Origin of the sequence: Rubripirellula amarantea, from assembly GCF_007859865.1 — a bacterium.
GTDB lineage: Bacteria > Planctomycetota > Planctomycetia > Pirellulales > Pirellulaceae > Rubripirellula > Rubripirellula amarantea.
Window position 1 is genome coordinate 64,064 of sequence record NZ_SJPI01000001.1, and the last position, 24,055, is coordinate 88,118.

At 53.3% G+C, this 24,055-nt stretch carries 18 protein-coding genes; 7 read left to right on the forward strand and 11 right to left on the reverse strand.

Annotation, left to right across the window (positions count from 1 at the left end):
- Positions 1-6: 6 nt before the first annotated feature.
- Positions 7-921, reverse strand: a complete 915-nt coding sequence (locus Pla22_RS00325) for an RDD family protein (protein WP_146512817.1) — start codon at positions 919-921, stop codon at positions 7-9.
- Between the two features lie 313 nt (positions 922-1,234).
- On the opposite strand from Pla22_RS00325, the gene Pla22_RS00330 reads away from it, so the two are divergent.
- From Pla22_RS00330 to Pla22_RS00345, 4 genes are all read left to right on the forward strand, one after another.
- Positions 1,235-2,749, forward strand: coding sequence for an Nramp family divalent metal transporter (locus Pla22_RS00330; protein WP_242631703.1), 1,515 nt, complete (start codon positions 1,235-1,237; stop codon positions 2,747-2,749).
- A 10-nt stretch (positions 2,750-2,759) separates the two neighbouring features.
- Positions 2,760-3,773, forward strand: a complete 1,014-nt coding sequence (locus Pla22_RS00335; protein WP_146512818.1) for a Gfo/Idh/MocA family protein — start codon at positions 2,760-2,762, stop codon at positions 3,771-3,773.
- Between the two features lie 125 nt (positions 3,774-3,898).
- Positions 3,899-5,644 (forward strand): DUF1549 domain-containing protein, encoded by a 1,746-nt coding sequence (locus Pla22_RS00340; RefSeq protein WP_146512819.1) that lies wholly within the window; start codon positions 3,899-3,901, stop codon positions 5,642-5,644.
- 24 nt (positions 5,645-5,668) lie between these two features.
- Positions 5,669-7,000, forward strand: a complete 1,332-nt coding sequence (locus Pla22_RS00345) for a DUF1501 domain-containing protein (protein ID WP_146512820.1) — start codon at positions 5,669-5,671, stop codon at positions 6,998-7,000.
- Between the two features lies 1 nt (position 7,001).
- Here the strand turns inward: Pla22_RS00345 and Pla22_RS00350 are convergent, their stop codons facing one another.
- Positions 7,002-7,364, reverse strand: a complete 363-nt coding sequence (locus tag Pla22_RS00350) for a hypothetical protein (RefSeq protein WP_146512821.1) — start codon at positions 7,362-7,364, stop codon at positions 7,002-7,004.
- Between the two features lie 64 nt (positions 7,365-7,428).
- Positions 7,429-9,234, reverse strand: a complete 1,806-nt coding sequence (locus Pla22_RS00355; protein ID WP_146512822.1) for an arylsulfatase — start codon at positions 9,232-9,234, stop codon at positions 7,429-7,431.
- Between the two features lie 186 nt (positions 9,235-9,420).
- Between Pla22_RS00355 and Pla22_RS00360 the strand changes: the two genes are divergently transcribed.
- Together Pla22_RS00360 and Pla22_RS00365 are read left to right on the forward strand one after the other, a co-directional pair.
- The gene (locus Pla22_RS00360; protein WP_242631704.1) at positions 9,421-12,390 is read left to right on the forward strand and encodes a PSD1 and planctomycete cytochrome C domain-containing protein; all 2,970 of its coding nucleotides are present in this window, start codon (positions 9,421-9,423) and stop codon (positions 12,388-12,390) included.
- Positions 12,391-12,395: 5 nt separating this feature from the next.
- Positions 12,396-13,859, forward strand: coding sequence for a DUF1501 domain-containing protein (locus Pla22_RS00365; RefSeq protein ID WP_146512823.1), 1,464 nt, complete (start codon positions 12,396-12,398; stop codon positions 13,857-13,859).
- 77 nt (positions 13,860-13,936) lie between these two features.
- Here the strand turns inward: Pla22_RS00365 and Pla22_RS00370 are convergent, their stop codons facing one another.
- Positions 13,937-15,853 (reverse strand): YjhG/YagF family D-xylonate dehydratase, encoded by a 1,917-nt coding sequence (locus tag Pla22_RS00370; protein WP_146512824.1) that lies wholly within the window; start codon positions 15,851-15,853, stop codon positions 13,937-13,939.
- 44 nt (positions 15,854-15,897) lie between these two features.
- A complete protein-coding gene (locus tag Pla22_RS00375) occupies positions 15,898-16,509 on the reverse strand; it encodes a hypothetical protein (RefSeq protein WP_165440449.1) in 612 nt (203 codons plus the stop codon).
- A gap of 175 nt (positions 16,510-16,684) precedes the next feature.
- On the opposite strand from Pla22_RS00375, the gene Pla22_RS00380 reads away from it, so the two are divergent.
- The gene (locus Pla22_RS00380) at positions 16,685-17,545 is read left to right on the forward strand and encodes a protein kinase domain-containing protein (RefSeq protein ID WP_242631705.1); all 861 of its coding nucleotides are present in this window, start codon (positions 16,685-16,687) and stop codon (positions 17,543-17,545) included.
- 21 nt (positions 17,546-17,566) lie between these two features.
- Here the strand turns inward: Pla22_RS00380 and Pla22_RS00385 are convergent, their stop codons facing one another.
- From Pla22_RS00385 to pilM, 6 genes are all read right to left on the reverse strand, one after another.
- A complete protein-coding gene (locus tag Pla22_RS00385; protein ID WP_146512826.1) occupies positions 17,567-18,580 on the reverse strand; it encodes an ABC transporter substrate-binding protein in 1,014 nt (337 codons plus the stop codon).
- Positions 18,581-18,738: 158 nt separating this feature from the next.
- Positions 18,739-19,428 carry a metallophosphoesterase family protein gene (locus Pla22_RS00390; RefSeq protein ID WP_146512827.1) on the reverse strand — a complete coding sequence of 230 codons (690 nt, stop codon included), beginning with the start codon at positions 19,426-19,428 and terminating at the stop codon, positions 18,739-18,741.
- A gap of 33 nt (positions 19,429-19,461) precedes the next feature.
- Positions 19,462-20,271, reverse strand: a complete 810-nt coding sequence (locus Pla22_RS00395) for an ABC transporter permease (RefSeq protein WP_242631706.1) — start codon at positions 20,269-20,271, stop codon at positions 19,462-19,464.
- Entirely contained in the window at positions 20,268-21,074 is an 807-nt protein-coding gene (locus Pla22_RS00400) for an ABC transporter ATP-binding protein (RefSeq protein ID WP_146512828.1), read from the reverse strand. Before Pla22_RS00400 ends, Pla22_RS00395 begins: the two co-directional genes overlap by 4 nt.
- A gap of 18 nt (positions 21,075-21,092) precedes the next feature.
- Positions 21,093-22,391 (reverse strand): LapA family protein, encoded by a 1,299-nt coding sequence (locus tag Pla22_RS00405; protein WP_146512829.1) that lies wholly within the window; start codon positions 22,389-22,391, stop codon positions 21,093-21,095.
- Positions 22,388-24,028 carry a type IV pilus biogenesis protein PilM gene (pilM, locus tag Pla22_RS25820; RefSeq protein WP_146512830.1) on the reverse strand — a complete coding sequence of 547 codons (1,641 nt, stop codon included), beginning with the start codon at positions 24,026-24,028 and terminating at the stop codon, positions 22,388-22,390. The genes Pla22_RS00405 and pilM overlap by 4 nt, the downstream gene beginning before the upstream one ends.
- Positions 24,029-24,055 lie beyond the last annotated feature (27 nt).

Sequence of the window (24,055 nt, forward strand, 5' to 3'; positions counted from 1 at the left end):
TAGTTTTCACGAAGGTTGAGTGCTCGGTTCTTCGTTTCGCAACCGGTTCATATCTCGTTTCAAGGGACTGTATCCCGACAAGGCTCCCAGGTCGGGCAATTCTGCCGAAGCGTCCGCCAGAAAAGTCTTGTAGTACAAAGCGTACATCAGTAGATCGGGATCAATATCGCTGCGAAATTCAAACCGATCAATCAAAGGCACCGCCAAATGCCGAGCCACCTCACGCCTTCGCGCCGGTGTTAAGTAGTGCCGACGCTCAGCATAGACTGCCAATGTTCGAGCCATGCTACGGGAGATCCGATAATCGGCCGGAACAAACGATGCCAATGCTGGCACGCGAGGGTCATCGACCTTTGCGACTGGCAAACGCCAACTGCGTTCATCGACAATCACCATCGTTCCCGCAGCAAGGTCACCAAGTCGCTGCATTCGTCGGGTCAGAATCATCGTCAATATCCCGAACATGCCCGTGGGGATAATGAATACCGGCGAGATATCTTCGCTCAACATTCCCGCCGACGCCATCGGAGCCATATCAGCAATCCTTAGCAGATTCCGAATGAAAGCGCGTCGTCCATTGATGGGACGACCTTCGATATCGATGACCCGAATCCCGCACGCCCATTTTCCAACCGTTCGACCGTTGTAGTACGTTTCCATAAACGTTCCGTAGAACCAACTGATCGCAAAGTACGTTACAAACATTCCCGCGATCGCGAACGGCCCCAACGACGCGATGTCGATCAATGCCCCCAGCATGAATAGGCCGACCACTAGCAGGATGATCACTGCCCATCGAACGAGCAGGTCAATCAAGTAAGCCGGCAAACGACGGAACAAACCAGCAAGCTGGTACTCAAACGCTATGTTCTCGGGCGTTACCACCGCGATGGTCGTGTCGAGTGGTGCCGTCGATGTCATGCCGAGCTAGTTGTCCAAGAGATGAAACGCAGCAGTTCCCTGCGCCGCAATTGAATTGTAGCCGATACGACCAGGAATTGTCTGCGTCGTGTCGGCCTTGAAACAGCAACGGCAGTATGAATTTGCTAGACTTTTACCGAGTTGCTGCAACGCAGCATGCCTCCTTGCCCTCCACTTCGTTTTTCCGAATCGCGTTCAAGTTTTAATTGACACGAGATTCACTGGAAACGCACGGCCAGAATCTGGGTTCAGAGTTCTCGATACCAGCCTATGGCAGCGACTTTGCGCTCGTCGTCCCCACCGAGCTTCCCTTGTGAAAGAAACCCAACACGTGACTGACCAAGTAGCTGTTCGCGATGAATCCACTGTTGATCCGCCGACTCAAATTTTCTCGATCCTAAGATGCGTCGGACCTGGACTGATCGTTGCCGGTTCAATTGTTGGCAGCGGAGAACTCATTGCGACCACAAAAACTGGGGCCGAGGCTGGGTTTAGTTTGCTGTGGCTGATTCTGCTTGGCTGCGTCGTCAAAGTTTTTGCTCAAATCGAATTTGGTCGTTACGCGATTATCAGCGGGAAGACGACCCTTTGCGCGCTCGACGAAGTACCAGGCCCACGCATCAAGAACCGAGGCAACTGGCTTGTTTGGTATTGGGTAGTAATGTGGTTGGCCAGCATCAGCCAACTTGGCGGTATCGTCGGCGGAGTCGGACAATCACTCGCCATCTCCGTCCCCATCAGTGCAGCGGGACGCGCGTATAACGACCAAGCGGACAAGCAAACGCTCGACAAGTTTGAACACTTTCTATCGGGTGATGCTGATGTTGCCGCCGAGCAAGTCATCACAAGCAACCTTCAATCACCTCATGACGCGACGGTTTGGGCAATCGTCATTGCCATCATCACCAGCGTGATTCTGTACTTCGGACGCTACGGACTGATCCAAACGCTCTCGACCGTTTTGGTGGCTTCCTTCACACTGCTAACGGTCGCGAATTTGTTTTTGCTGCAAGGTCAACCTGACTTCCAGGTCCAAGCCAGTGAATTCTTATCGGGACTAAAATTTGGTCTGCCCGAATCAATTGGGGGGACACAGCCAATTGGGACCGCCCTGGCCACCTTTGGCATCATCGGCGTGGGAGCGGCTGAATTAATTGTTTATCCCTATTGGTGTTTAGAAAAAGGCTACGCTCGATTTGCGGGTAAGAATGACGGATCGCCTGAGTGGCAAGCAAGGGCAGCGGGCTGGATGAAAGTCATGCACGTTGATGCTTGGGGTGCGATGTTGATTTACACATTCGCCACTGTTGCTTTCTACTTGCTCGGCGCAGCAATCTTGCATCGCGTCGGCTTAAATCCCGAGAAGGACACCATGGTGCGAACACTGGCCGTGATGTTTGTGCCTGTTTTCTCTTCTTGGGCATCTACGGTTTTCTTGTTCGGTGCGTTTGCGGTTCTTTACTCGACGTTTTTTGTCGCCAATGCCAGCCACGCGAGAACCTTCTCTGATGCCATGCGAGTGGTCGGTTTGATCGACGATGACGAGGAAACACGCGAAATTTGGATTCGCAGACTTAGCGGTTTATTCCCAATCCTTTGTGTGGTGATCTACGTTTTCTACCAGGAACCTGCCAAGCTGGTTCTGCTTAGTGGCGTGGCGCAGGGCGTGATGTTGCCCATGCTGGGCGGCGCGGCCCTGTACTTCCGCTACCGCCGGTCCGCGGACGGACTGGTTCCTGGCAAACTTTGGGACTTCATGCTTTGGCTTTCGGCAGCCGCGATGCTGGTCACTGGTGCATGGACAGTCATCGACAAAATCAACTCTTAGCAGATCTACCATGAATCAGTCCGTCACACGTTTTGGAATTCTGGGTACCGGACGTATCACCCGTCGCTTGGTTGCAGACCTTCAATCGACTGATGGTGTAAGCGTTGGCGTCATCGCTAGCCGAACGAAAGATCGAGCTAAGTCTCACGCGCAGGCATATGTGATTGAGCATGCTATCGAAGGTTACGAGGCACTGCTTCAACGAAGTGATATCGATGCCGTCTATATTTCGCTGCCTCCATCGATGCACGCCGAGTGGTCGATCGCTGCTGCTGAGCACGGTAAGCACGTGCTGTGTGAAAAACCTTTAGCCATGAATCTCGACGAGTCGCGTTCCATCGACTCTGCGTGTCGTGAACATGGAGTCCGCTGGCTTGATGCGACCGGTTGGCTTCACCACCAACGTACGGATTGTTTTCGCAAGTGGTTAAACGAAAAGAAGCTGGGGGACATCGGCCATATCAGCGCTTCAGTGTCGTTTTATGCTCCGTTTCAACCTGGCGAACACCGGTTGAACGCATCACTCGGGGGAGGTTGCTTGTTAGATCTGGGCTGGTACGTCGGTGGCCTCTTAACGTTTGCTGTAAATGAAAGCGAAAGCGCCGTTGAAGCCGACAAGATTACCGTCCGAGCGTCTGCGATGATGAAGGGTGGTGTACCCTACCGTTTAACGGCTATGGCAACGATCGGCGATGGGATCACGGCAACGTTATCCTGCGGGTATGACACGGCGACGCGTAAGTGGTTTGAAATCGCGGGCAGTGAATCATCATTGATTTGCGATGACTTCACTCGCCCCTGGGCAGAGCGTCCTACCCGGTGTTGGATTCATGACGCGTCGGGTTCAGTAAATCCCAAGACCTTCGAGGATGCTCAAGAACGAAGCATGATTAAGCGATTGATTGGCGATGAAAACTTAGTGCCCTACCATCGCCAAGCTCTTAGAACTCAGGCTTTGCTTGACGCCATGACGGTTTCGATAAGCCAAAATGGGGAAGCAGTTGAAGCGGAACACACAAAATGAACCTTTGTTCACTCCACCGAAATCTGATTATTCTGAGGGTAGCTGACCAATAATCCGCGTCGTTGACCGAAGATAACTTATGGTCGGTCGCTTCCTTTTCCCTTTTTCACATCAGACAAGATCTTATGGCTCGCATGAAACAAGCTGTCAAAGCTCTCGTACGATGGGGATGGTTCGGATTGCTTGTCTTCGTGGCGTTCGGATACTTGGTCGCGGGACTATCCAAGCCGTCAGAAAAATCCAACTTGTCGACTGTGCCCGGCACTGCCGTTGGCCTCTCGACGGCCCCCGATGCCGCAATCGGAGTTGGTTCTCCAGCAAACACCCCCAGCGCTCTTTCGATTTCGCAAAACGCCGTCGTTGCCGCATCCATCGCGCGGGTCAATTCTGCTTGGCAATCTGAACTCAGCGAAGCCGGTCTCACACCTGCCTTACCCGCTGATTGGCTCACGGTGTGCCGGCGAACGTCATTAGCATTGGTTGGCAGTGGGCTTTCGCTTGAGGAGATTCGCGAACTCCAGAAGGTCCCGGAAGAACAACGCACTGCGATTCACCTCGACAACTTGCTTCACGACTCACGCTATCACCATTACTGGGGTGAACGTTGGACACGTTTTTTAGTCGGCACCGATGGAGGCCAGTTTATAGCTTATCGACGTCGGCGATTTCGATCTTGGTTGACTAGCACCTTTCAAGAAAACTGGTCGTATGATCGGTTGGTGCGAACATTGATCACCGCGGAAGGTCTTTGGACTGACCGCCCAGAAGTGAACTTCTACACGGCAACTTACGACAGCAACGACGGCAATCCGGATCCAGTTCGCTTAGCCGCTCGAACTTCGCGTGCATTCCTGGGTTTGCGAATCGACTGTCTGCAGTGCCACGACGACTTCCTAGGCAACGTTAGCCTCGGTGACATCGACGATCCTCGTGAAGGTCTACAAACGGACTTTCACCAACTCGCTGCGTTCTTCACAAGTGCCGAAGCCAACGGCTTGCAGGGAATTCGCAACGATGTCGTGGACTACAAGTACCTTTATCTCGACGCGGAGGAAGAGGTCGAGGTGCAGGCGGGAGTTCCCTACCAACCCGAGTTGTTGCCTGCCGAAGGTGACCCTCGCGATCGTCTGGCAACTTGGATCACTAGTCCCAAGAATCGACAAGCCGCCCGGGCTGGCGTAAGCCACGTATGGGCATTGATGTTTGGCCGGCCTATTGAGGAATCAGTCGACAACTTGCCCCTAACCGCGGGATCCAATCCTGTCCTCGAAGGGTTGACCACCCATTTTATCGAAAGCAACTTTGACATCCGCAGTTTGATCCGGGTGATCGCCGGCAGCAACGCATTCACCGTCGACAGCAGGCTCCTGGACTCGGAAGTCACAATCGAGCACGAATCCCGGGGTGCCGTGTTCCCACTAGTACGATTGCGCCCAGAGCAAGTCGCCAGCACGGTGATTCAAGCATCTCGGGTCAAGAAGACAGACCGTGATTCGTCGTTTCTTTTGCAGTTGCAGACGTTGATTGGCAACTCTGACTTTGTCAAACGCTACGGCGACGTTGGCGAGGACGAGTTCGACAACGAAAGCATCACAATCTCGCAACGTTTGCTGGTCATGAATGGGGAATTGACACGCGATTTGATCGACTTCAATCCCGTCATGAACGTGACGGCACACGCCGAGATGTTTTCAAGGGACGACCAACACCTTGTTGAAAACATCTATCTGTCTGTTCTCAATCGTTTTCCCACGCCGACTGAAAGTGAACACTTCGTTAATCGCATTGATGAAGCCAAAGAACGACGCACCGCTGTTGAAGACATGGTGTGGGTGTTGCTCAATAGCAGCGAATTGGCTTGGAACCACTAACGTCCTTTTTTCAAAAGCACGAACATGAACGAACAAAACCAAACAAGGCTTTGCGACCGTAGTGCCCACCTTTCTCGTCGAACTTTGTTGGGCGGTGGAGCGATGGCGGGCTGCGGATCGTTAATGATGTCGTCGCTCGCTCGTTCGCTTGCACGCGCCGATGAACTGGGCGTTACCGACCCCGCGAAGCCTCGCAACGTCATTTTATTATGGCTTGAAGGTGGCCCAAGTCAGTACGAAACCTTTGACCCGCATGCCGGTACTAAGTACGGCGGCGACGTCAAAGCGATCGATACGACTGTCAAAGGTCTTCAGCTTTCGGAACTGTTGCCTCAAACAGCCGAGCAGATGCACTTGACCTCTTTGGTTCGCAGCGTCACCAGCAAGGAAGGTGACCATGAACGTGCCATCTACAACGTTAAGACTGGATTTCGCCCCGACCCTACGCTGCAGCATCCATCCGTTGGTGCAATCCTTTGCCAAGCCGATGACAAAGGTGGCGACATTCCGCGTCACATCTCTATCGTCCCCGGCCAGCAACCCGCTCGTGGCGGATACCTTGGTGCCGCGTACGACGCCTTTAAGATTGATGATCCAGCCGGTCCGGTCCCAGACATCAAAACCAAGGTCGACGACGAACGTTTCCAAAAACGACTTGACGATTTGTACAACGTGGCCGAATCGGAATTTCGACGTGGTCGTCTCGCGAAGATGGAAACCGACCGAACGCTCCATCAGACAGCGACTAAGTCGGCGGTGCGAATGATGTCGAGTGAGCAACTCGATGCATTCGACGTTTCACAGGAATCCAAATCGACGCTCGCCGAGTTTGGTGATTCCGCTTTCGGACGAGGTTGCCTTGCTGCATCGCGATTGATTGAAGTGGGAGCAAGATGCATCGAGGTCACGCTTGGTGGATGGGACTCACATGCCGCCAATCATTCGCTGCATGAATCACGATGCGGAATCCTCGATCCTGCTTTAGCTTCATTGCTAAAACGGTTGGAAGAGCGAGATTTGCTCGACTCGACCCTGTTGGTCTGCGGTGGCGAATTCGGCCGAACTCCTAAGATCAATCCCGCAGCGGGCCGCGATCATTGGCCTCATGGATTTTCAGTGCTTCTTGCAGGTGCAGGTATTCGTCGAGGCAGTGTTTTCGGAGGCACATCGCCTGATCCGAAGCTTGACCCAGATAAACCTCTTGATGACGTGGACTTGCCTGTGACCGTGGCCGATATTCACGCCACCGTGATTTCGAGTCTAGGTCTCGAGCCCGAAATCGAATTACAGACTCCGATCGGCCGTCCGATGAAGCGCAGCGAAGGGCAACCCATCGCCGCAATCATGGACACCTAAATTAGAACGAGAAGTTGAGTTGATCCGCGTCGGATCGAATCACAACATCGCGTTGTTGCCAATTTGCCAATCGTGTTGGCGAACGACGCGGTGGTTCCGCGGTTTTCAATTGAGACTTGCTAGTGATCTGAGGCAGCGGTTCGGGTTGCGTTTGAACATCTTCAACGTCGCCCATGGCAACGTCGGACGTCACAACGACTCGGTACGTTCCTGGCTTAGGCCCATTTTCAGGTGTCAACGCATACCGACCAGCGGTGATTTTGGTCGATGCCGCCGCTCCAGATGTGTTGCCCGACGGCAGAAACGTGATTGTACCTGATTCGATCGGACTGTTGTCCACTTGCACTACGCCGTGAACTTCCACCCGATCGGACTCGGGTGTTGAGCAACCAACCGCTAACGATAGAACTGCGAGCAGCAATAAACGGCTACAACTTCTGCACATACGCGTAGTACGCTCCGTAGGACTTTCCTTGCTCGGTCGTGAAGATGGCCCTTAGCTTTGTCGCGCCCGCGGGCAAGGTCACCCGAAATGCAGCTTCTTGGTCGCCACTACTGACTAACTGAGTTGATTCGACGTCCGCAATTTGAAGGGTCGCAGTCTTAACGTCGATTGCTTCGCCTGGAGTCATCCGAAACGCGTCGACACCTGGCACGGGCGCGCCCGGAGCGACGGATGCATCAATCGCGAAACCCGATTCCACAGGCCAACGTCGCAACCGGATTTCATAATCGCCGGCTTCGACGACGTTGACGTGCCAAAATCCATCCACGGCCTCGGTATCGAGTGACTTGCGAATGAGCGATTGATTCCAAGGAGACGCAGTTTCGTTGGTCCAATCGTGACAGGTCAGCGCCACGGGGTTTTCGTGGGGAGTACCAAGATAGATCGGTGTTGGCGCCGCGAAAGTTGGCGATAGTTCATCCCACCAGGATTCGTAGAAACGTTGAAGCCGACCGACGACTTCGGGGTGCTCGTCAGCGATGTTATTTTTTTGTCCCGGGTCCGCCTTAATGTCGTAAAGCTCTTTTTGATTGACCAACCGATATTGGTCGGTCATCACGCTACTGCCTCGCCATTTTTCAGGTTGCTCGATGCGTTGGGAATCTGTGATCAAGATTCTTTCAGGCCACCTATCAGACTCGTTCTCAAGTAGCGGTCGCAAACTTCGACCATCGAATGCGATATCACTTGGTGTTTCGATGCCGCATAAATCAAGAAGTGTTGGCATGATGTCGATGTGCGCTGTGATCGGCAAAACATCTCTGCCCTGATCAAACTTGCCCGGCCAATGAATGAAGAAGGGCACACGGTGACCGCCATCGTAGGGGCTGCCTTTGAAACCCCGCATTCCGGAATTGTAGACTTTCCCGCCTGCTGAGGTTCCGTTGTCTGTCATGAAGATAAAGATCGTATCGTCGGCAATGCCTTCCTTCTCAAGCACATCGCGAAGCTTGCCAACGTTGTCATCAATATTGGCGATCATCCCAAAAAAGTTCGCGACACCAATCCCAAGATGCTCATAAGGTTTGCTGTATTCCGGCGGCGCATGATAGGGACCGTGAGCGGCGTTCGTTGAGATATACGCCAAGAACGGCTGATCCTTCTCTTTTTGCTTTCGGATGAACGACGTCGCGTAATCGAAAAACACGTCGGTGCAAAAACCTTTCACGGGCGTTGGCTTGTTGTTGTGAAAGTACGTACCGTCAAAGTACGCGTTGTCCCAATAGTCAGGAGTTTGCCCGACACCGCCGCCACCATGACACATCACTTCGTCGAAACCGCGGTCGGTTGGACGATATGGGTAGTTGTCGCCAAGGTGCCACTTTCCAAACATCCCTGTCGCATAACCCGCGTCCTGAAACACATTTGCCAATGTCGTTTCTTCAGCTCGAAGGATCGAACGACCGTTGATTGTGTGCCAAGCACCGGTGCGGTTTGTCCAGCGTCCGGTTAGCAACGCCGCGCGAGAAGGCGTGCAGGTCGGCGCCACATGAAAATCAGCCAAGCGGACCGACTGCTCAAACAGCTTGTCGATACTGGGCGTTTTCAAAACTGGGTTGCCGTGACATGCCAAGTCGCCGTGACCTTGGTCGTCCGTTATCACCACCACCACGTTGGGACGCTGATCGGACGAGGGCTGACCGCTGGCGGTTTGAAGGATAGCCAAACTTGCCAACAAGCCAAACAAGGCGGCAGCCAATGGTGACGGGAAAGAAAATCGGTATGGCATAGATTTCGTTACAACAAATGGGTCAGGTTAAATAGCCCTGCGAATCAGGGGGTTATCAGCACAGTGTAAGCGAAAAACAACCTCGCGCAGGCAAATTTGAACGACTACTGATACGTTCATCTGAGGAATAAATTAGAATGAACGACACGTTCTAGAATTGCAGTCTCCTCCCTTAGAAAACTCGCGATGCGTTCCTCTTTCTTCCAGTTCATGTTGATTTTTGCCTGGGGATTGCTGGTCACGACCGCGAAGCCCGCCTGTGGTGAGGGCACCGTCGATTTCAACAGCGAGATTCGCCCAATTCTGTCCAAGCACTGCATTGCCTGCCACGGTCCGGACGAAGCAGATCGACAAGCTGGCTTGCGGCTTGATCATTTCGAGGGTGCCACAGAAGACTTGGGCGGATACTCGGCGATCGATGTCGAAGATCCCGAAGCGAGCGAGATGATCATTCGCATCGAAACGGACGATGCAGATCTAAAGATGCCGCCGCCCGAACATGCCGCTGCGGTAACCGACAATGAGCTTGCGCTACTGAAGACTTGGATCGCTCAAGGTGCAGTGTATCAAACCCATTGGTCCTTTTCGCCACCGACGCGACATGCGACCCCGATGGTATCCCAAGGACGCGCGCACAACTTCATTGATGCCTTCATTCTGGAAAAGGCACAGGCTAAATCTCTGAACCAAAACCCAATCGCGGAACCACCTTCCCTAGTCCGTCGAGTCTGCTTGGACCTGACCGGATTACCACCGATTGCCCACTCCGATTTGGTTCAAAGATGTTGCCAAGACTTCCTGAACGATCCCACGCAGGACCACTTGTCTTCTCTCGTTGATCAACTGCTTCAAAGCAATGCGTACGCCGAACATTGGGCGTCAATGTGGCTCGACCTTGCTCGCTACGCTGATACAGTTGGCTACTCGGGAGACGAACAGCGTGATATCTGGCCTTGGCGGGATTGGCTGATCCGTGCGATCGGTGACAACAAGTCTTACCGAGACTTATCCATCGAGATGATTGCGGGCGACATGCTGCCCGATGCAACCGATGAACAACGGCTTGCGACGGCTTTCAATCGCAATACGCTTTCCAATAACGAAGGTGGCACAAACGATGAAGAGTTCCGTACGATCGCGATTAAGGATCGGCTCAGCACGACGATCAATGCCTGGATGGGATTGACGGTTCGATGTGCCGAATGCCATTCACATAAGTACGATCCAATCAGCCAAACGGAATACTATTCGCTGTTGGATTTTTTCAATCAGTCTGCGGATGCCGATCGCACGGACGAACGACCAAAACTCGAAGTCATTCCCGCTCCTGATCCGAAAGTGACCGCACGGCTCAACGATCAAATAGCGAAGCTAGAAAAGAAACTTGAAGGAACAAATTCGGTTTGGAATGAGATTCGTCCGATTGAAATGACCAGTCGCGAGGGAACGAAGTTTGAACAACTCAGCGACAATTCGATCTTGGCCGTAGGTCCCAACCCGGCGAAGGAAGAGTACAAGTTCACTTTTGAGGCCCCCGCTGGATCCTCTATCCAAGCGATTCGCCTAGAGGCAATTCCGCATCTACGTTACGACAACAGGGTAGGGCGTAGCGGCGAAGGCGCATTCATCCTCTCTCAGATCCGACTGACTCAACATGATGGCGAAAAAGAAACTCGGATTGCTTTCGCAGATGCCGAAAATGACTTCAACCAAGTCAACCAGCACGCCCGAACCGCGATCGCGGAAACGGTTGAAAGTGGTGGCAAGCAAGGCTGGGCCGTTAACCATCCCGTCGATGGATACAAAGCTCATCGAGAGGCAATTTTCCAGCTTGCCGAACCCCTGATCGCGACGACTGACACCAAATTCACGGTCTACCTGTTGCACGATCCACCTTGGGCACGTCTGAACTTAGGTTGTGTTCGCATCTCGACCTGCAACGTCGAAAACGCGGCAAAGAAGTATCGCGATAAAGAGCTGGAACCCGTTCGTCGCGAGATTCATCGCCTCATCACCGAACGCGATGCCCCCGTTCGAGTGCCAGTAATGGAACAGCTACCGAAAGACCGCCGCCGCGAAACGTTCGTGATGCTACGTGGAAACTTTCAAAGCCCAGGCGAGAAAGTTACGGCGGAGTTTCCAAAGGCATTTGCACCCACTGACGAAACGGTTTCGAACGATCGTCTAGGACTTGCTCGATGGTTGTTCGAAGAATCCAACCCACTGACGGCAAGGGTCGCCGCAAATCGCTACTGGGCAAGAATGATGGGAATAGGAATTGTCGAAACCGAAGAAGATTTCGGCACTCAAGGATCCCCACCGTCGCATCCTCAACTTCTCGACGCATTGGCGATCGAACTGCAAGACAACAACTGGGACGTGCAGCATTTGCTGAAGCTGATCGTGATGTCGGCAACGTATCAGCAGTCCGCTACCGTGGATAAAAATTCACTCACGATCGATCCTCGCAACCGGCTACTTTCCCGTGGACCACGCGTCCGCTTGTCCGCCGAAGTGGTCCGTGATCAAGCCCTCGCGGTCTCGGGCTTGTTATCTAACAAGATGTACGGTCCGCCAGTCTATCCGCCCAGTCCAATCAAGCGTGTCGTCAACGCGTTTACCGGAGGATTCACGTGGCAGGAAAGCGTTGATGAGGATCGCTATCGACGCGCGTTGTACACCTACCTTAAACGCAGTGCACCCCACCCATTGTTCGAGACGTTCGACATGTCGAGCCGTGATATCTGCAGCATGCGACGTCTTCGCACCAATACTCCGTTGCAATCGTTCATGACGCTCAACGACGTGACCTTCATTGAGGCTGCCCGTGCTTTGGCCAACAAAATGCTTGAGTCGTCGCAATCCAAGAAGTTTTCAGATCCGGATACTCAACTAGCTTCGGAAATAACCCAAGGTCTTCGTGCCGCTTTGTACGTCGAGCCCGACCCGAATCAAATCCAAGTGCTCAGCAAGCTGTATCGTTCGAGCTTCGAACGATTCCAGACGGACCTTGATTCTGCAATCGAATTCGCAGGAAATCGAGAAGCCGGCGAAGACACAAATTCAGTGAAGGACAATGCGGCCATCGTTCGCAAAGCATCCATGACGTTGGTCGCCAACGTTATCCTCAACCTAGACGGTTTCCTTAACAATTAGTCACCATGCCATTATCGAACTCGACGTTGCAACAAGAATTATTTCACGCGTCCGCAAGGCTGCAAACGCGTCGTCATTTCATGCAAACCTGTGGCATGGGATTGGGTGTGGCTGCGCTAAGCCAATTTGAAGAGCAGGCAACTGCGTCGGCCGGCGATGCAATTGCAGGTCGTCGAGAACGACCTGCGAAATCAATCATCTACTTGCATATGGCTGGCTCGCCCCCGCAGCATGAATTGTTTGATTACAAGCCAGAACTAGCCAAGCACCATCTCGAACCATGTCCTGACGAATTGATCGAAGGCAAGACGTTTGCGTTCATTAAAGGAAAACCCAAGCTGCTTGGTCCTGTCTTTCCATTCCGCAAGTACGGCAACAGCGGCATGATGTTGGGTGAAAAGATTCCTCACATCGGCTCGCACGCTGACGAACTTTGTTTGATCCGGTCGATGCACACGGATCAATTCAACCATGCTCCCGCTCAGTTGCTTTTGCATACGGGAACCTCGCAGTTTGGTGGCGCATCGATGGGCTCGTGGGCCACGTATGGTCTGGGCAGTGAAAACGAAAATCTGCCCGGGTTCATGGTGATGGTATCGGGCGGAAAAATGCCGTCCGCAGGAAAGAGCCTTTGGGGTGGCGGTTTCCTGCCAAGCGTTTTCCAAGGGGTACAGTGCCGCGGAGAAGGTGATCCGATTCTGTATGTAAACAACCCGAAAGGCATGTCAAGCGATCTTCGCCGAGCTAGCCTGGATGCACTCAACGAACTTAATCGGCGTGAGTACGAAACGTTTCAAGATCCCGAAACGTTGACTCGCATCGAGCAGTACGAACTTGCATTTCGAATGCAAACCGCTGTTCCCGATGTAATGGACATCAGCCGCGAACCTCAACACACCCTTGATGCCTACGGAGCTCAACCGGGCGCCGCCTCATTCGCGAACAATTGCTTACTCGCGAGGCGGCTTGTTGAACAAGGTGTTCGCTTTGTCCAACTATTCGACTGGGGTTGGGATATCCACGGAACCGCCGCTTATGACGACATGCACACTCAACTAGTCACCAAGTGCAACGAAGCGGACAAGCCTATCGGTGCATTGTTAACCGATCTTAAGCAGCGAGGATTGCTTGACGATACGCTCGTCATTTTCGGTGGCGAGTTCGGTCGCACTCCTATGGTCGAAGCGAGAAATGGAACGCTTAAGTTTCTTGGTCGCGACCATCATCCCGATTGCTTTAGTGTCTGGGTCGCTGGCGGTGGCTTCAAGGGTGGCCATGTCCACGGCAGCACAGACGAACTTGGATTCAAGGTTGCCGAAAACGGTGTTGACGTGAAAGATTTTCAAGCGACGATTCTGCATGCCATGGGATTGGACCCGTATCGGCTTTCATTCGCCAGCCAAGGCTTGAACCAACGTTTGATCGGGCCTGCTAATACGCCCAAGATCGTCAGCAGTTTGCTCAGTTAGAATCGCGACCCTAAAGTGTCTTGCCGGGCCACAGGTGCGGCGATGCGTTTGTGGCATTTGGCAGCCAAGCCGTTCACTTACGAGCGTGTAAGCCGTTTGATGATCTCGTCTGGATCGTAAACGCAACCGCCCCACGTTCCGCCACCGACTTGCTGCAGGGCCGCCCACAACCGCGTGTCATCGGGAACATTGGGATCAGCGCCCAAATCCGGATGTGGGTCGCGAGCATCAAGCATCGCGTCACCCGCAACAAAATGAACACGCCCATCCATCGTGCGAGTGTTAATTTCGATCTCAATTTCATCGCCGTCGCGAACCTTGGCGATCGGCCCCCCAGCGAGCGCCTCGGGGCCAACGTGACCAATGCAGGCACCAGTGCTAACGCCAGAGAACCGTGCATCGGTAACCAAGGCGACTTCTTTGCCGAAGGATAGATACTTTAGCGCCGATGTGATTTGGTAGGTCTCTTCCATCCCACATCCGATTGGACCTCGACCTATCAACACGATGACATCACCCGCCTTGATTGCGGGTTCGGATTGTGCCTTGATTGCCGCAATCGCGTCACTTTCGCGAACGAACACGCGTGCAGGTCCTCGCTTGCGGTACACCCCGTCGTCGTCGATCACCGAAGGATCAATGGATGTCGCCTTGATAACCGAACCTTCGGGACAAAGGTTGCCGGAAGGAAAACAAACGGTGCTGGTAAGTCCGCGTCGCCTTGCTTCGGCTGGTGGAATGATCACATCGTCTGGATTAACACCATCCGCTTCACGCAACCGCTCGCGGCACACTTCACGCCTTTCACAAGTCCGCCATTGGTCTAAGATTTCATTCCACGTCATTCCCGTTACCGTCTTGGCATCCGCTTTCAGCAAGCCAAGTTCGCGTAAGTGCCAAGCAACTTCGGGAACCCCGCCGGCCAAGAACATTTGCACCGTCGGGTGACCTACTGGGCCATTGGGAAGACAGTCGACAAACCGAGGAACAAGTTGATTGATTTTGCGGAACTCATCCGCGCCGGGTCGTTTGAGTCCAGCGGCGTGAGCAATCGCCGGAATATGTAGCAACAAGTTGGTGCTGCCTCCCACCGCGGCATGGATCAGCATGGCATTGAACAGTGCGTCATCGGTGAGAATGTCTTTCATCGCGACACCCCGTTCGTGCATTTGGCGCGATGCATCCGCAGAATCTCGAGCCAGTTTGGTCCAGATCGGTTGACCGCTTGCCGCCAATGCTGCGTGGGGAACGGTCATGCCTAGAGCTTCGGCGACGACTTGGCTAGTTGCCGCCGTTCCAAGAAACTGGCATCCACCGCCCGGCGTTCCGCATGCTCGACAACCTTCCAGCGAAGCTTCTTCAAGGCTCATTTCGCCGCGAGAATAGCGAGCACCAATGGTTTGCACTTTGCCCGCATCTTCGCCCTGAGTCGGTGGCAATGTGACTCCGCCGGGCACCAACACATTCGCTAAATCGCCGCAACCCGCTAGTGCCATCATCATCGCAGGCAACCCTTTATCGCAGGTCGCAATGCCGATCACACCTTTACGGCGAGGCAACGATCGAATCAATCGCCGCATCGTAATCGCCGCATCGTTTCGATACGGAAGCGAATCGAACATCCCATGAGTCCCCTGGCTGCGACCGTCACACGGATCACTCACGAAAGCGGCAAACGGCACTCCGTCGTGCGCACAAACTTGCTCCGCAGCCGCTTGGACAAGTAGGCCTACTTCCCAGTGTCCGGTGTGGTAGCCCAATGCGACGGGCGTGCCATCAGGTGCCCGAACTCCGCCTTGAGTACTTAAGATCAAATACTGGTCCCCCAGTACTCGACGCGGATCGAATCCCATTCCCACACTTTGCGTCAATCCGAACAGGTCGCCGCTAGTCCAAGTCTTCAGAATTTCGTCGGAAAGCGGTAATGATCCGGTCGGCCCACTGGCGTTGGTCTTCAGTGTTTCGGGATCGATAGCGTCAAAATAAGTGTTCATTCCATGATCCTAACTAGACGCAAGTCGAAGGGGCAGGGTGCGGCTCAAATCGCCATCCCAAAAAGTGCAATCGCGATAAACAAACCGTAACTAATCACCCCCAGCACTACCAAGATTCCCATCACTCGCCAAACCAACATCTGCCTTCGCGCAAACTCAGCGAAACCTCCACGATTCGATTCCGCCGCGAAATTTTGCGAGGCTTGCGATGCCCGAAGTAGCAGGTAGGCAGGGATCCCATAGAACACCAACCCAAAGACACCAAAGCAACCAACCCCGCTTAGAATTTCCACAAAGCTGCCGCCGCCGATTGCGAACACTTGGATCACCATAAACGCCAACATCAATACCAACCCGATTCCAAACAGGACAGCAATAAAAAATTGCCATCGTCCCATTTCACGAATCGCCGTCTTGCCGTCGATTTCGTTTTCGAACGGCGATTCTAACGATGCCTCGTTGGTCGCTTGGTACGGGTTGATGGGTGAAGAAAAGGGTTCACGCATGGGATTCTCGCCATGGTCAGAATCGCGATTGCTTTCCACTTCAATAATCCATTTCCGCCTGAGTAATCCTGGGGCTGGTTCGCCGTATTCTGCGATATCGAATCGCCGGGAATCGACGTCATGATAAAGTTTACCGGTTGTCAGGATCATAACAGCTTCGTGCGGCGAGAATTCCGATTGGGTTAGTTTGGCGAAGTGTGCCATGACAGTCGTAAGGAATTCGCATCGTGGCCCGATTGCGTCGATGTTGTTAGCGGTTGAGTGCCGTGACAAGTTTCGTTGCGACAATACAGATGCCGCCTGTGAATGATGAGGAAAATCGCTCGTGAAAGATGTTTCATCCCGGCAATCGACACCCCTGAGAGTTTCACCGTCGCTTCATCATCCAGCCGCTTCGCAAGAACTTCCGATCGTGGGCATTTGGCGAGTAGGCCAAGCGTTGCACTCTGGGTCGTGGTCGCAGCTATCGCTTGCACAACCTGCTGATGCGAGTGGCTCACCTCGTTTTGACTATGTGATTCGCCAAACGTCGGACGCATCGGTCGAAGCTAAACGCCAGATCACTAATTTCGTTGCTTCTGCGTCGGCTGTCATGCACCCCAACTTGATCGCCGTCTTGGATGCGTCAACGGAGTCCCAAACACCGTACCTCGTGATGCCTAAGATCGATGGTGTCACGATGCAATCGCATCTTGAGCAGTCGCCCGCCAAAAAACTACCTGTTGCGCTGTGGATGGTCCGCCAAGCTGCCCAGGGCTTGCAGGCTCTACACGGCGCGGGCTGGGTTCACGGTGATGTTAAGCCGAGTAATATTCTTGTCGGCCCCCGCGGTCACGTCACCGTTTTGGACCTTGGGTTCGCTGCCCGCGTGCACACGATTACGGGTGGTAGCTACCGAGGTACACCGGCGTATTCCGCTCCCGAATCTTTGTCCGGACAACACGCTGCCATCCCAGCCATGGACATGTATTCCCTCGGGAAAATATTGTGGCAGTGGCTAACGCAGATAGAACCGGTTAGCCAATCCGTTCTTGAACCAGTAGCTACCGTCGTTGAATCATTGGTCGATGACGACCCTGCCAAACGCCCCACCGCCAAAAAAATCGTCAAAGAGCTATTGAAGCTTGAAATCGAGACTCTCGGTCAACATATCGGGCCTACTACCGAACGCCGACAAGCCGCATAGTTAATTCAAGTACCGCTGAACTTATAAGAAATCGAGCGTAAAGCAGTCTTCGGCTTTGACGACCGAAGGACGCCCTGGCTCGAGTTCTTCCATTTGATCAACAAGTTCCTGCCAGCGTTTCAAGCTCATGGTTCCCACGTCGGCTTCATCCATACCGGCGGGTACTGCTAGCGGTCTAAGTTCAGCGCTACCGAATTCGAGGGCTGCCGGAGTCATTCCGTGCTTGTTCGCCTTTAGAATCGCGGCGTTGCCCGCTTTGGGATCTCGCAGGTAGTTCCGCCATCCGTCGCGTGTTGCTTCAACGAACGACGCGACGAGTTGCGGGTCTTCTCGAATCAGTTTTCCAGTTGTGATCAACACACTCGAATATGGATTCCAACCCAAGTCGCTAACCATCAGGGTTCGCACCTTCATTCCCTGCTCACGAGCGAGCAGCGGTTCCGCAAACGAATACGCTTGGATTGCGATTTTAGGATCCGCCACCATCGAGGCAACGCTGTTGTAGTAAGGCACTTCTTGGACCTGGTCCAGAATCCCTTTCGATCGCATGTACTCTAGAAACAGCCGGCCCGTTTGACGCTGCAAGGTCATGCCCGCTAAGTCGCCGAAATCTTTCACACCGCTGTCCTCACGCACCAAGATGCATCGTGGGCTATCTTGCATTACGGCCATGACAGCCACAATGTCCATGCCTTCGCGTCGGAATAGAACCACATCGTCTGCATTCGCCATGGCAAACTGAACTCGGCCAAGCTGCAGTTCGGGAGCCACCGGTGTTGCTCGTCCGCCCGATCGAACATCGACATCGAACCCGGCTTTTTCATAGGTTCCATCAGCGACAGCTTGGTAAATGCCACCATGTTCGGCTTCCGGGTACCAATTCAACTGCACGGCGACTTTGATATTCGCGGGAGTGTCCCCCACCGGTCTGCTAGCCGTTGAACCGACGGACTCTTGCGAGCTCGATGAACAACCTAGCAATGTTAGAACCGCGAGAATGCTAACCCAGCGGAAGTGATAGATTTGGGGGAACATGGGAACTTCACTCTTCTAAAGGATCGAACTTCAACGTAATCATGACCGATGAACGTCGAGCGATTCAACCTGCCTAGCCTGACAATCCCGCCAGGATGAACTGACGAGGCGCTCCCAAAGAAGTTCGCATCGGGGCGTTCGATAAACCAGTGAAGCGATCAACCAAGCTCGCTGACGTTCATTTGACGAGTTTCCGATGCTTGGTTGGCTTGCCATAGGGTCCCGGATTCAACGTCCAGGCAAGTCAACCATCCTCCTCTGCATGCAGCCGTGTCGATGCAAATGGCGTGGCCATTGGTGATGGGAATACCAGAGGATTGAGAAGTGTGGCCGCAGACAACGGTCTTGCCAGAAACATGACCGGGAAACGACTTCGAGTACTGGTGCCAAAACAGCATGTGGTCAGATTGCTCGGTCATCGGCTCGCTAGGATCAACACTCGCGTGGACAAAGATATGAGACTGCGTTTCATAGTACGGCAACAAACGATTGAGCAGAAAACGCCAATGACTATCGGGAATGTCACTCAAATCAGTGACATTTCCTTCCCGATCTTCATACGATTCAAGAGCCTGGATCCCGCCAAACTTTCCCCATCGCACCTTGCCGTAGTCGTCATTGCGAGCTTCCAACATCATGATCTCATGATTGCCACGCAGCGGCACAAGGCCGTGTGTCTGATCAAACTTGATCAACCAATCCAGCACCCCGCACGTATCGGGACCTCGGTCCACGTAATCGCCTAAAGTCACGACCACATCGTCATCGCGAATGCCGACGAAATCGACCAAAGCTAACAATGCGTCTAAACAACCGTGAACATCGCCGATGGCAAGGTGACGCGGCATCATGAGTTCTCCTAGGCAGTTGACTAGCTCTCGCTAAACGATAGTCCATCGTCGCAAAAACACTTTGCCAATGAAATGAGTGGCACCGAAAAGAGACAAGCCTAGCACCGCCGAAAAGAACAAGGCAGCAATCAATGCATCTGTCTTGACCATTGCCTGCCATCCGGTCATTAGTGTCCCCAATCCGTCATAGTCAGTCCCGTTGCCTACAAAGAACTCAGCAACGATTGCACCAATCACAGCAAGCCCACTACTCGTCTTGACCCCCACGATCAAATCCGAGATCGCCGAAGGGATCTGCAACTTCAACAATCGTCGAAGGCGTCCAACACGATATAGATCGAACAGTTCGCCAGCACTTCGTTCAATGCGAGTAAGACCCGCGGTGACACTATTGACAATGGGAAACAAACACACGATTACCGTGACGATCACCACCGTACGAAATGTGTACCCGCTCCAGATGATCAGAAGGGGAGCGATCGCAACAATCGGTACTGTTTGCAACAGGACAACGTAAGGAAAGAATGCGGCACGAAGCCTCTCGGATTGACTAAACACCAACGAAATCGCTGAACCTATGACGGTGGCCATCAGCAATCCCGCAACCGCAGCGATTCCCGTAGCGATGATCGCCCGAAACAAGGCTTCGCGATGTTCAATACCTGCCGCAACGCAAGCTCTCGGCGTTGGCAGTAGCGCACGCGGCAGTTCCCACCACCAAACCACAGCTTCCCAAACTAGCAACGCCACCGCGGCAACGCTAATCACGGCAATCACATTACCCAATCCGCGACGCAAACCGTTTCGGCGTTCTTTTGAGTTCATAGGCTGCGAACTCATGAACTGCTTCCTCGCAACGCGTCGCTCACACGTCCGTACATTGCACCGAATTCAAGCGACCGACGCGACTGATCCGTGCGAGGCCAAGGCAGATCGTTCTCAATGACAACTTCTAAACGCCCAGTCCGCATCACGGCAATCTCGTGCGACAACATCACGGCTTCCGCGATATTATGCGTGACCATTACCGCAGTAAAACGTTGTGAGTGCCAAAGCGACAAGAACAATTCGCCCAATTGATTTCGCAACATGTCGTCGAGCGACGCGAACGGTTCGTCGAGTAATAGCAGACAAGGGCGTGTCACTAAGGCTCGGGCAATTGACACTCTCATCTGCATTCCCCCGGAAAGCTGGTGGGGAAATCGGTGCGCTGCGTTGGAAAGTCCTACCTGTTCGAGTATCGCTTCAGCCCGTTCAACTCGATCTCTTTTCGAGATCGAATGCGGCATTAGCTCCAACGGCAGCAGGACATTCTCAATCGCCGTTCGCCACTTCAGCAAAGCGGGTTGCTGGAACACAAACCCCACCTCGCCATTTTGACTCGCTGCCGGTGGATCGATCACCACGCTTCCTTGAGTTGGCCTCTGCACCCCTGCTATCAGACGAAGGATGGTTGTCTTACCACATCCACTCGGACCAACGAGCGAAAGCACATTTCCTGCTTTCGCTGTTAGGTCGACCTGATCGACCGCTTTCATCCCCCCGTCGAAGATCACCGAGACCGAGTGGCACTTGATCTCGGAACTAGAGACGGGATCTTTGACCAAGGCTTGCCAATCGTTGGTGCGGGAACCGGGGGGCATGAAGAAATCGGTTTGGGACTACGGAGTGACTTCAGGTGATTCACCATTTCCAGACGGTGAAGCCTGAATGGCCGTCGAGGCATCGGAGTCGGATTCCTGTTCGGATGCAGACTCGCTTTCGGTCGCCGGCGTTTCCAAAGGTTCGGGCTTTGCCTTGGTGACTTCAAACAAGTTTCCATTGGACCGCAATTCGTATTGTTGTCCGTCGACTTCAATCTTGGCGAAACGAGCGTTTAGATCCACGACCGTTCCTTTAATGCTGCCGATCTCAAATGAATCGCCAACACGAAGCTTCAACGTTTTATCACGAGTTCTCACTCGCATCCATGCCCGCCATTCGTCGCCGCTTTGCACCAATCCCGTCAGAACCGTTTGCTTGGCGTCATCGAATTTCAATTTCGGTGGTTCAGGTTTCGGTGGCGGAGGAGGATCAACGACATTGACGATCAACTTTTGTTCGGTCGATCGAGCAGGCAAACCATCGTCCGAGACACTGACAAGCACTTCAAAGGAACCTTTTTCAGCGTTGTCTATTTCCAGAGTTCCATTTCGATCATTGATGGAAACCACGTCTTCAGGTGCAGAAATAATCTTGTACGTAAGATTTTGACCCTCGGGGTCTTTGAACACCAACGGCAATGTCGTCTTGCGGCCCACAACCGCTTCGACTCGTGGACTCCCCGCATAGGCGGGCGCTTGGTTAGGCGGTTGAAAAAAGTTACGGTTCAAAATTGAATCGCGATACTCCGCCAAGTCTTTGTCGACTTGCCAGGATTTTTCAGTAGGTTCGGGTAAATCAGCAGGTGCGGCATTCAGAGCGATGGCATCAATCGCCATCTCAACGACATAGTCACCTGTTCGACTCGGACGAATCGACAAGTCTCGAATGCGGTGCAAGTAGTCTTTGGAGTAAAAGTCGTAAAGCAAATCGACCAAATTGTCCGTGCGTGCTTTGCCTTGGACACGAAAGGCAAACTGGCGATAGAGCCCGCCCATGGAACGCGATGAAGTGGGATCAACACTACGTTCGCTTAGTTCGTTCTTCTCCATGATCGACAACAACCACTGCTGATACCGACTTCGAGCCGTTTCGGCATTCCCAGGCAAGGATCGCACCATGTATTCGCCCATTTGACGATTGGCTAGTTCGCCTTGTTTGCGTTGTTCGTTGATCTTGGTTTGTTGCTGCTCCAAACGTGTGATCTCATTGGTTCGCAGTTTCAGCGCCGAGCGATACTTGCCCATGCCCCACCAGACGACCGCGGCGATTAAGAGGCCGCCAACCAACATTGAAAGTAAGCGTTCACGCTGAGTCATGATTGCTGCTCCTGCGTTGGTGTGACTTCTGATTCACGATCTGCATCAGCCGTGGTTTCGGATTTCGAGTCTGCATTCGAGTCTGCATTCGAGTCTGAGTTTGAGCCTGAATCTGAATCGGAATCTGCCTTCGAGTCCGAGTCTGCCTCCGCGTCGGAATCGGATTGAGTTTCGGACTGCTTCGCCAATGCGGTCAAAATGCGTTCGTAACGTTGATTGCGAAGCGATTCGGGACCGACTTGGATCGACTCGCTAAAGCCCCAGCGGTACGTTGTATCTTTCTTTTCTTCGCTCGCACCGTCACCAATGACTTCATGGGCACCATCGCGAAGGGCCTGTTCAAAATCGTCAATCACACTTGGACTGACGACGGCTCCGGTGACTTGCAACTTGCCGCCTCCTTCACGTTGGTCAGCCGTGGCCGAGATTGAACGCACTATCATTTCGTTCGATGGCGGCATCTGATCGGCCAGTCGTTTCAACTCGTCTAGCCATTGCACGTTACCGTCTAGAAACTGATCTATTTGTTCTGTCTTGCCTACGCTCTCGACCGCTTGATCGACGCTCGACTTCATGGAGGCGTTGGTGGACTTCAGCTCAGCGATTTGCTGATCGAGCGAGCTGAATTTGCTGTAAACCAGATACGCCAATAATAGCGCGGCGGCAGCAGGAACGCCTATCAACAAAGCGTTCTTCCATTTCTGCGGCGGCTCCTCGGGTCGTTGCCGTGGATTAAGAAAGTCGATTAATCGTTCCGGGTGACCTCCATCGGCCGCCAACATTCCAACCAACGGAGCCAGACGCCCCACGTGGTCAGGCAACTCTTTTGCTGTCTTCTTATCGACATCAACAAGATCAAAGGGATCAACGATCTCAACGGTGGCGTTGCAGGCCTCGGCAAGAATTTGTTGATCGCCGACGTGAACGGATGGTTTGCCCCACAAGACAACTTTGTCAGGTCGCGCATCGGCACCGCATGCCACTAAGGAACGCTTGAGCTCTCCCGACAAGGCGCGGTTTCTGGCATCGGTACCCTTGGGCATTCGAACGGTTCGAACAAAGATAACCTTGCCGTTCTTTGCAATTACAATCTCGGCGTCATCTGCAAGCAGGTCCACCAATACAATATTCGCCTTGGGGTCGTTGCCCACGCGAGTTAAATACAGTGCGGCGGTGGAAAGGGGGCGAAGGGCAATTCGCTTGGGTAACAGTCCCGCCGACTCACAGCACTTGCGAATTTCATTCAGCTTGTTGGGGCCAATTGCAGCGGCGATCATTTCGATGCTGGTGTCGGTACGATCGGTAACCAGAAAATCCACGGTCGCGGAATCACCTGCGGAAGCGAAGCTACGAATCGCTTGGAACCGCACCATGTCGGGCAATTCCTCGTTGGGCACCGGTGGCAACTTCATTTCGCGAAGTTCGGCCTTGCCTCGACCGATCGCGACCAGCGCTTCGACATTTTGAAGGCCATTTTCCGAAACATGTTCACGCAACACCGTGGCAACATCCTTGGCCATTGCGCCGGTTTCCAGTGCGATGATGGCAACATCGGTAATGCGCACACTCGAACCACGGACATCGCCCACGACAAGTCGCAGTTCGGTTTCATCCCAATCGATTGCTATTTTTTTCATTGTCTGTTTCTTTTGACTTTGTCACGT

Coding starts and splice junctions, on each gene's coding strand:
- Pla22_RS00325 (WP_146512817.1), bottom strand. CDS start 921: ATGACATCGACGGCACCACTCGACACGACCATCGCGGTGGTAACGCCC.
- Pla22_RS00335 (WP_146512818.1), top strand. CDS start 2,760: ATGAATCAGTCCGTCACACGTTTTGGAATTCTGGGTACCGGACGTATC.
- Pla22_RS00340 (WP_146512819.1), top strand. CDS start 3,899: ATGGCTCGCATGAAACAAGCTGTCAAAGCTCTCGTACGATGGGGATGG.
- Pla22_RS00345 (WP_146512820.1), top strand. CDS start 5,669: ATGAACGAACAAAACCAAACAAGGCTTTGCGACCGTAGTGCCCACCTT.
- Pla22_RS00355 (WP_146512822.1), bottom strand. CDS start 9,234: ATGCCATACCGATTTTCTTTCCCGTCACCATTGGCTGCCGCCTTGTTT.
- Pla22_RS00360 (WP_242631704.1), top strand. CDS start 9,421: ATGCGTTCCTCTTTCTTCCAGTTCATGTTGATTTTTGCCTGGGGATTG.
- Pla22_RS00365 (WP_146512823.1), top strand. CDS start 12,396: ATGCCATTATCGAACTCGACGTTGCAACAAGAATTATTTCACGCGTCC.
- Pla22_RS00370 (WP_146512824.1), bottom strand. CDS start 15,853: ATGAACACTTATTTTGACGCTATCGATCCCGAAACACTGAAGACCAAC.
- Pla22_RS00375 (WP_165440449.1), bottom strand. CDS start 16,509: ATGATCCTGACAACCGGTAAACTTTATCATGACGTCGATTCCCGGCGA.
- Pla22_RS00385 (WP_146512826.1), bottom strand. CDS start 18,580: ATGTTCCCCCAAATCTATCACTTCCGCTGGGTTAGCATTCTCGCGGTT.
- Pla22_RS00390 (WP_146512827.1), bottom strand. CDS start 19,428: ATGCCGCGTCACCTTGCCATCGGCGATGTTCACGGTTGTTTAGACGCA.
- Pla22_RS00395 (WP_242631706.1), bottom strand. CDS start 20,271: ATGAGTTCGCAGCCTATGAACTCAAAAGAACGCCGAAACGGTTTGCGT.
- Pla22_RS00400 (WP_146512828.1), bottom strand. CDS start 21,074: ATGCCCCCCGGTTCCCGCACCAACGATTGGCAAGCCTTGGTCAAAGAT.
- Pla22_RS00405 (WP_146512829.1), bottom strand. CDS start 22,391: ATGACTCAGCGTGAACGCTTACTTTCAATGTTGGTTGGCGGCCTCTTA.
- pilM (WP_146512830.1), bottom strand. CDS start 24,028: ATGAAAAAAATAGCAATCGATTGGGATGAAACCGAACTGCGACTTGTC.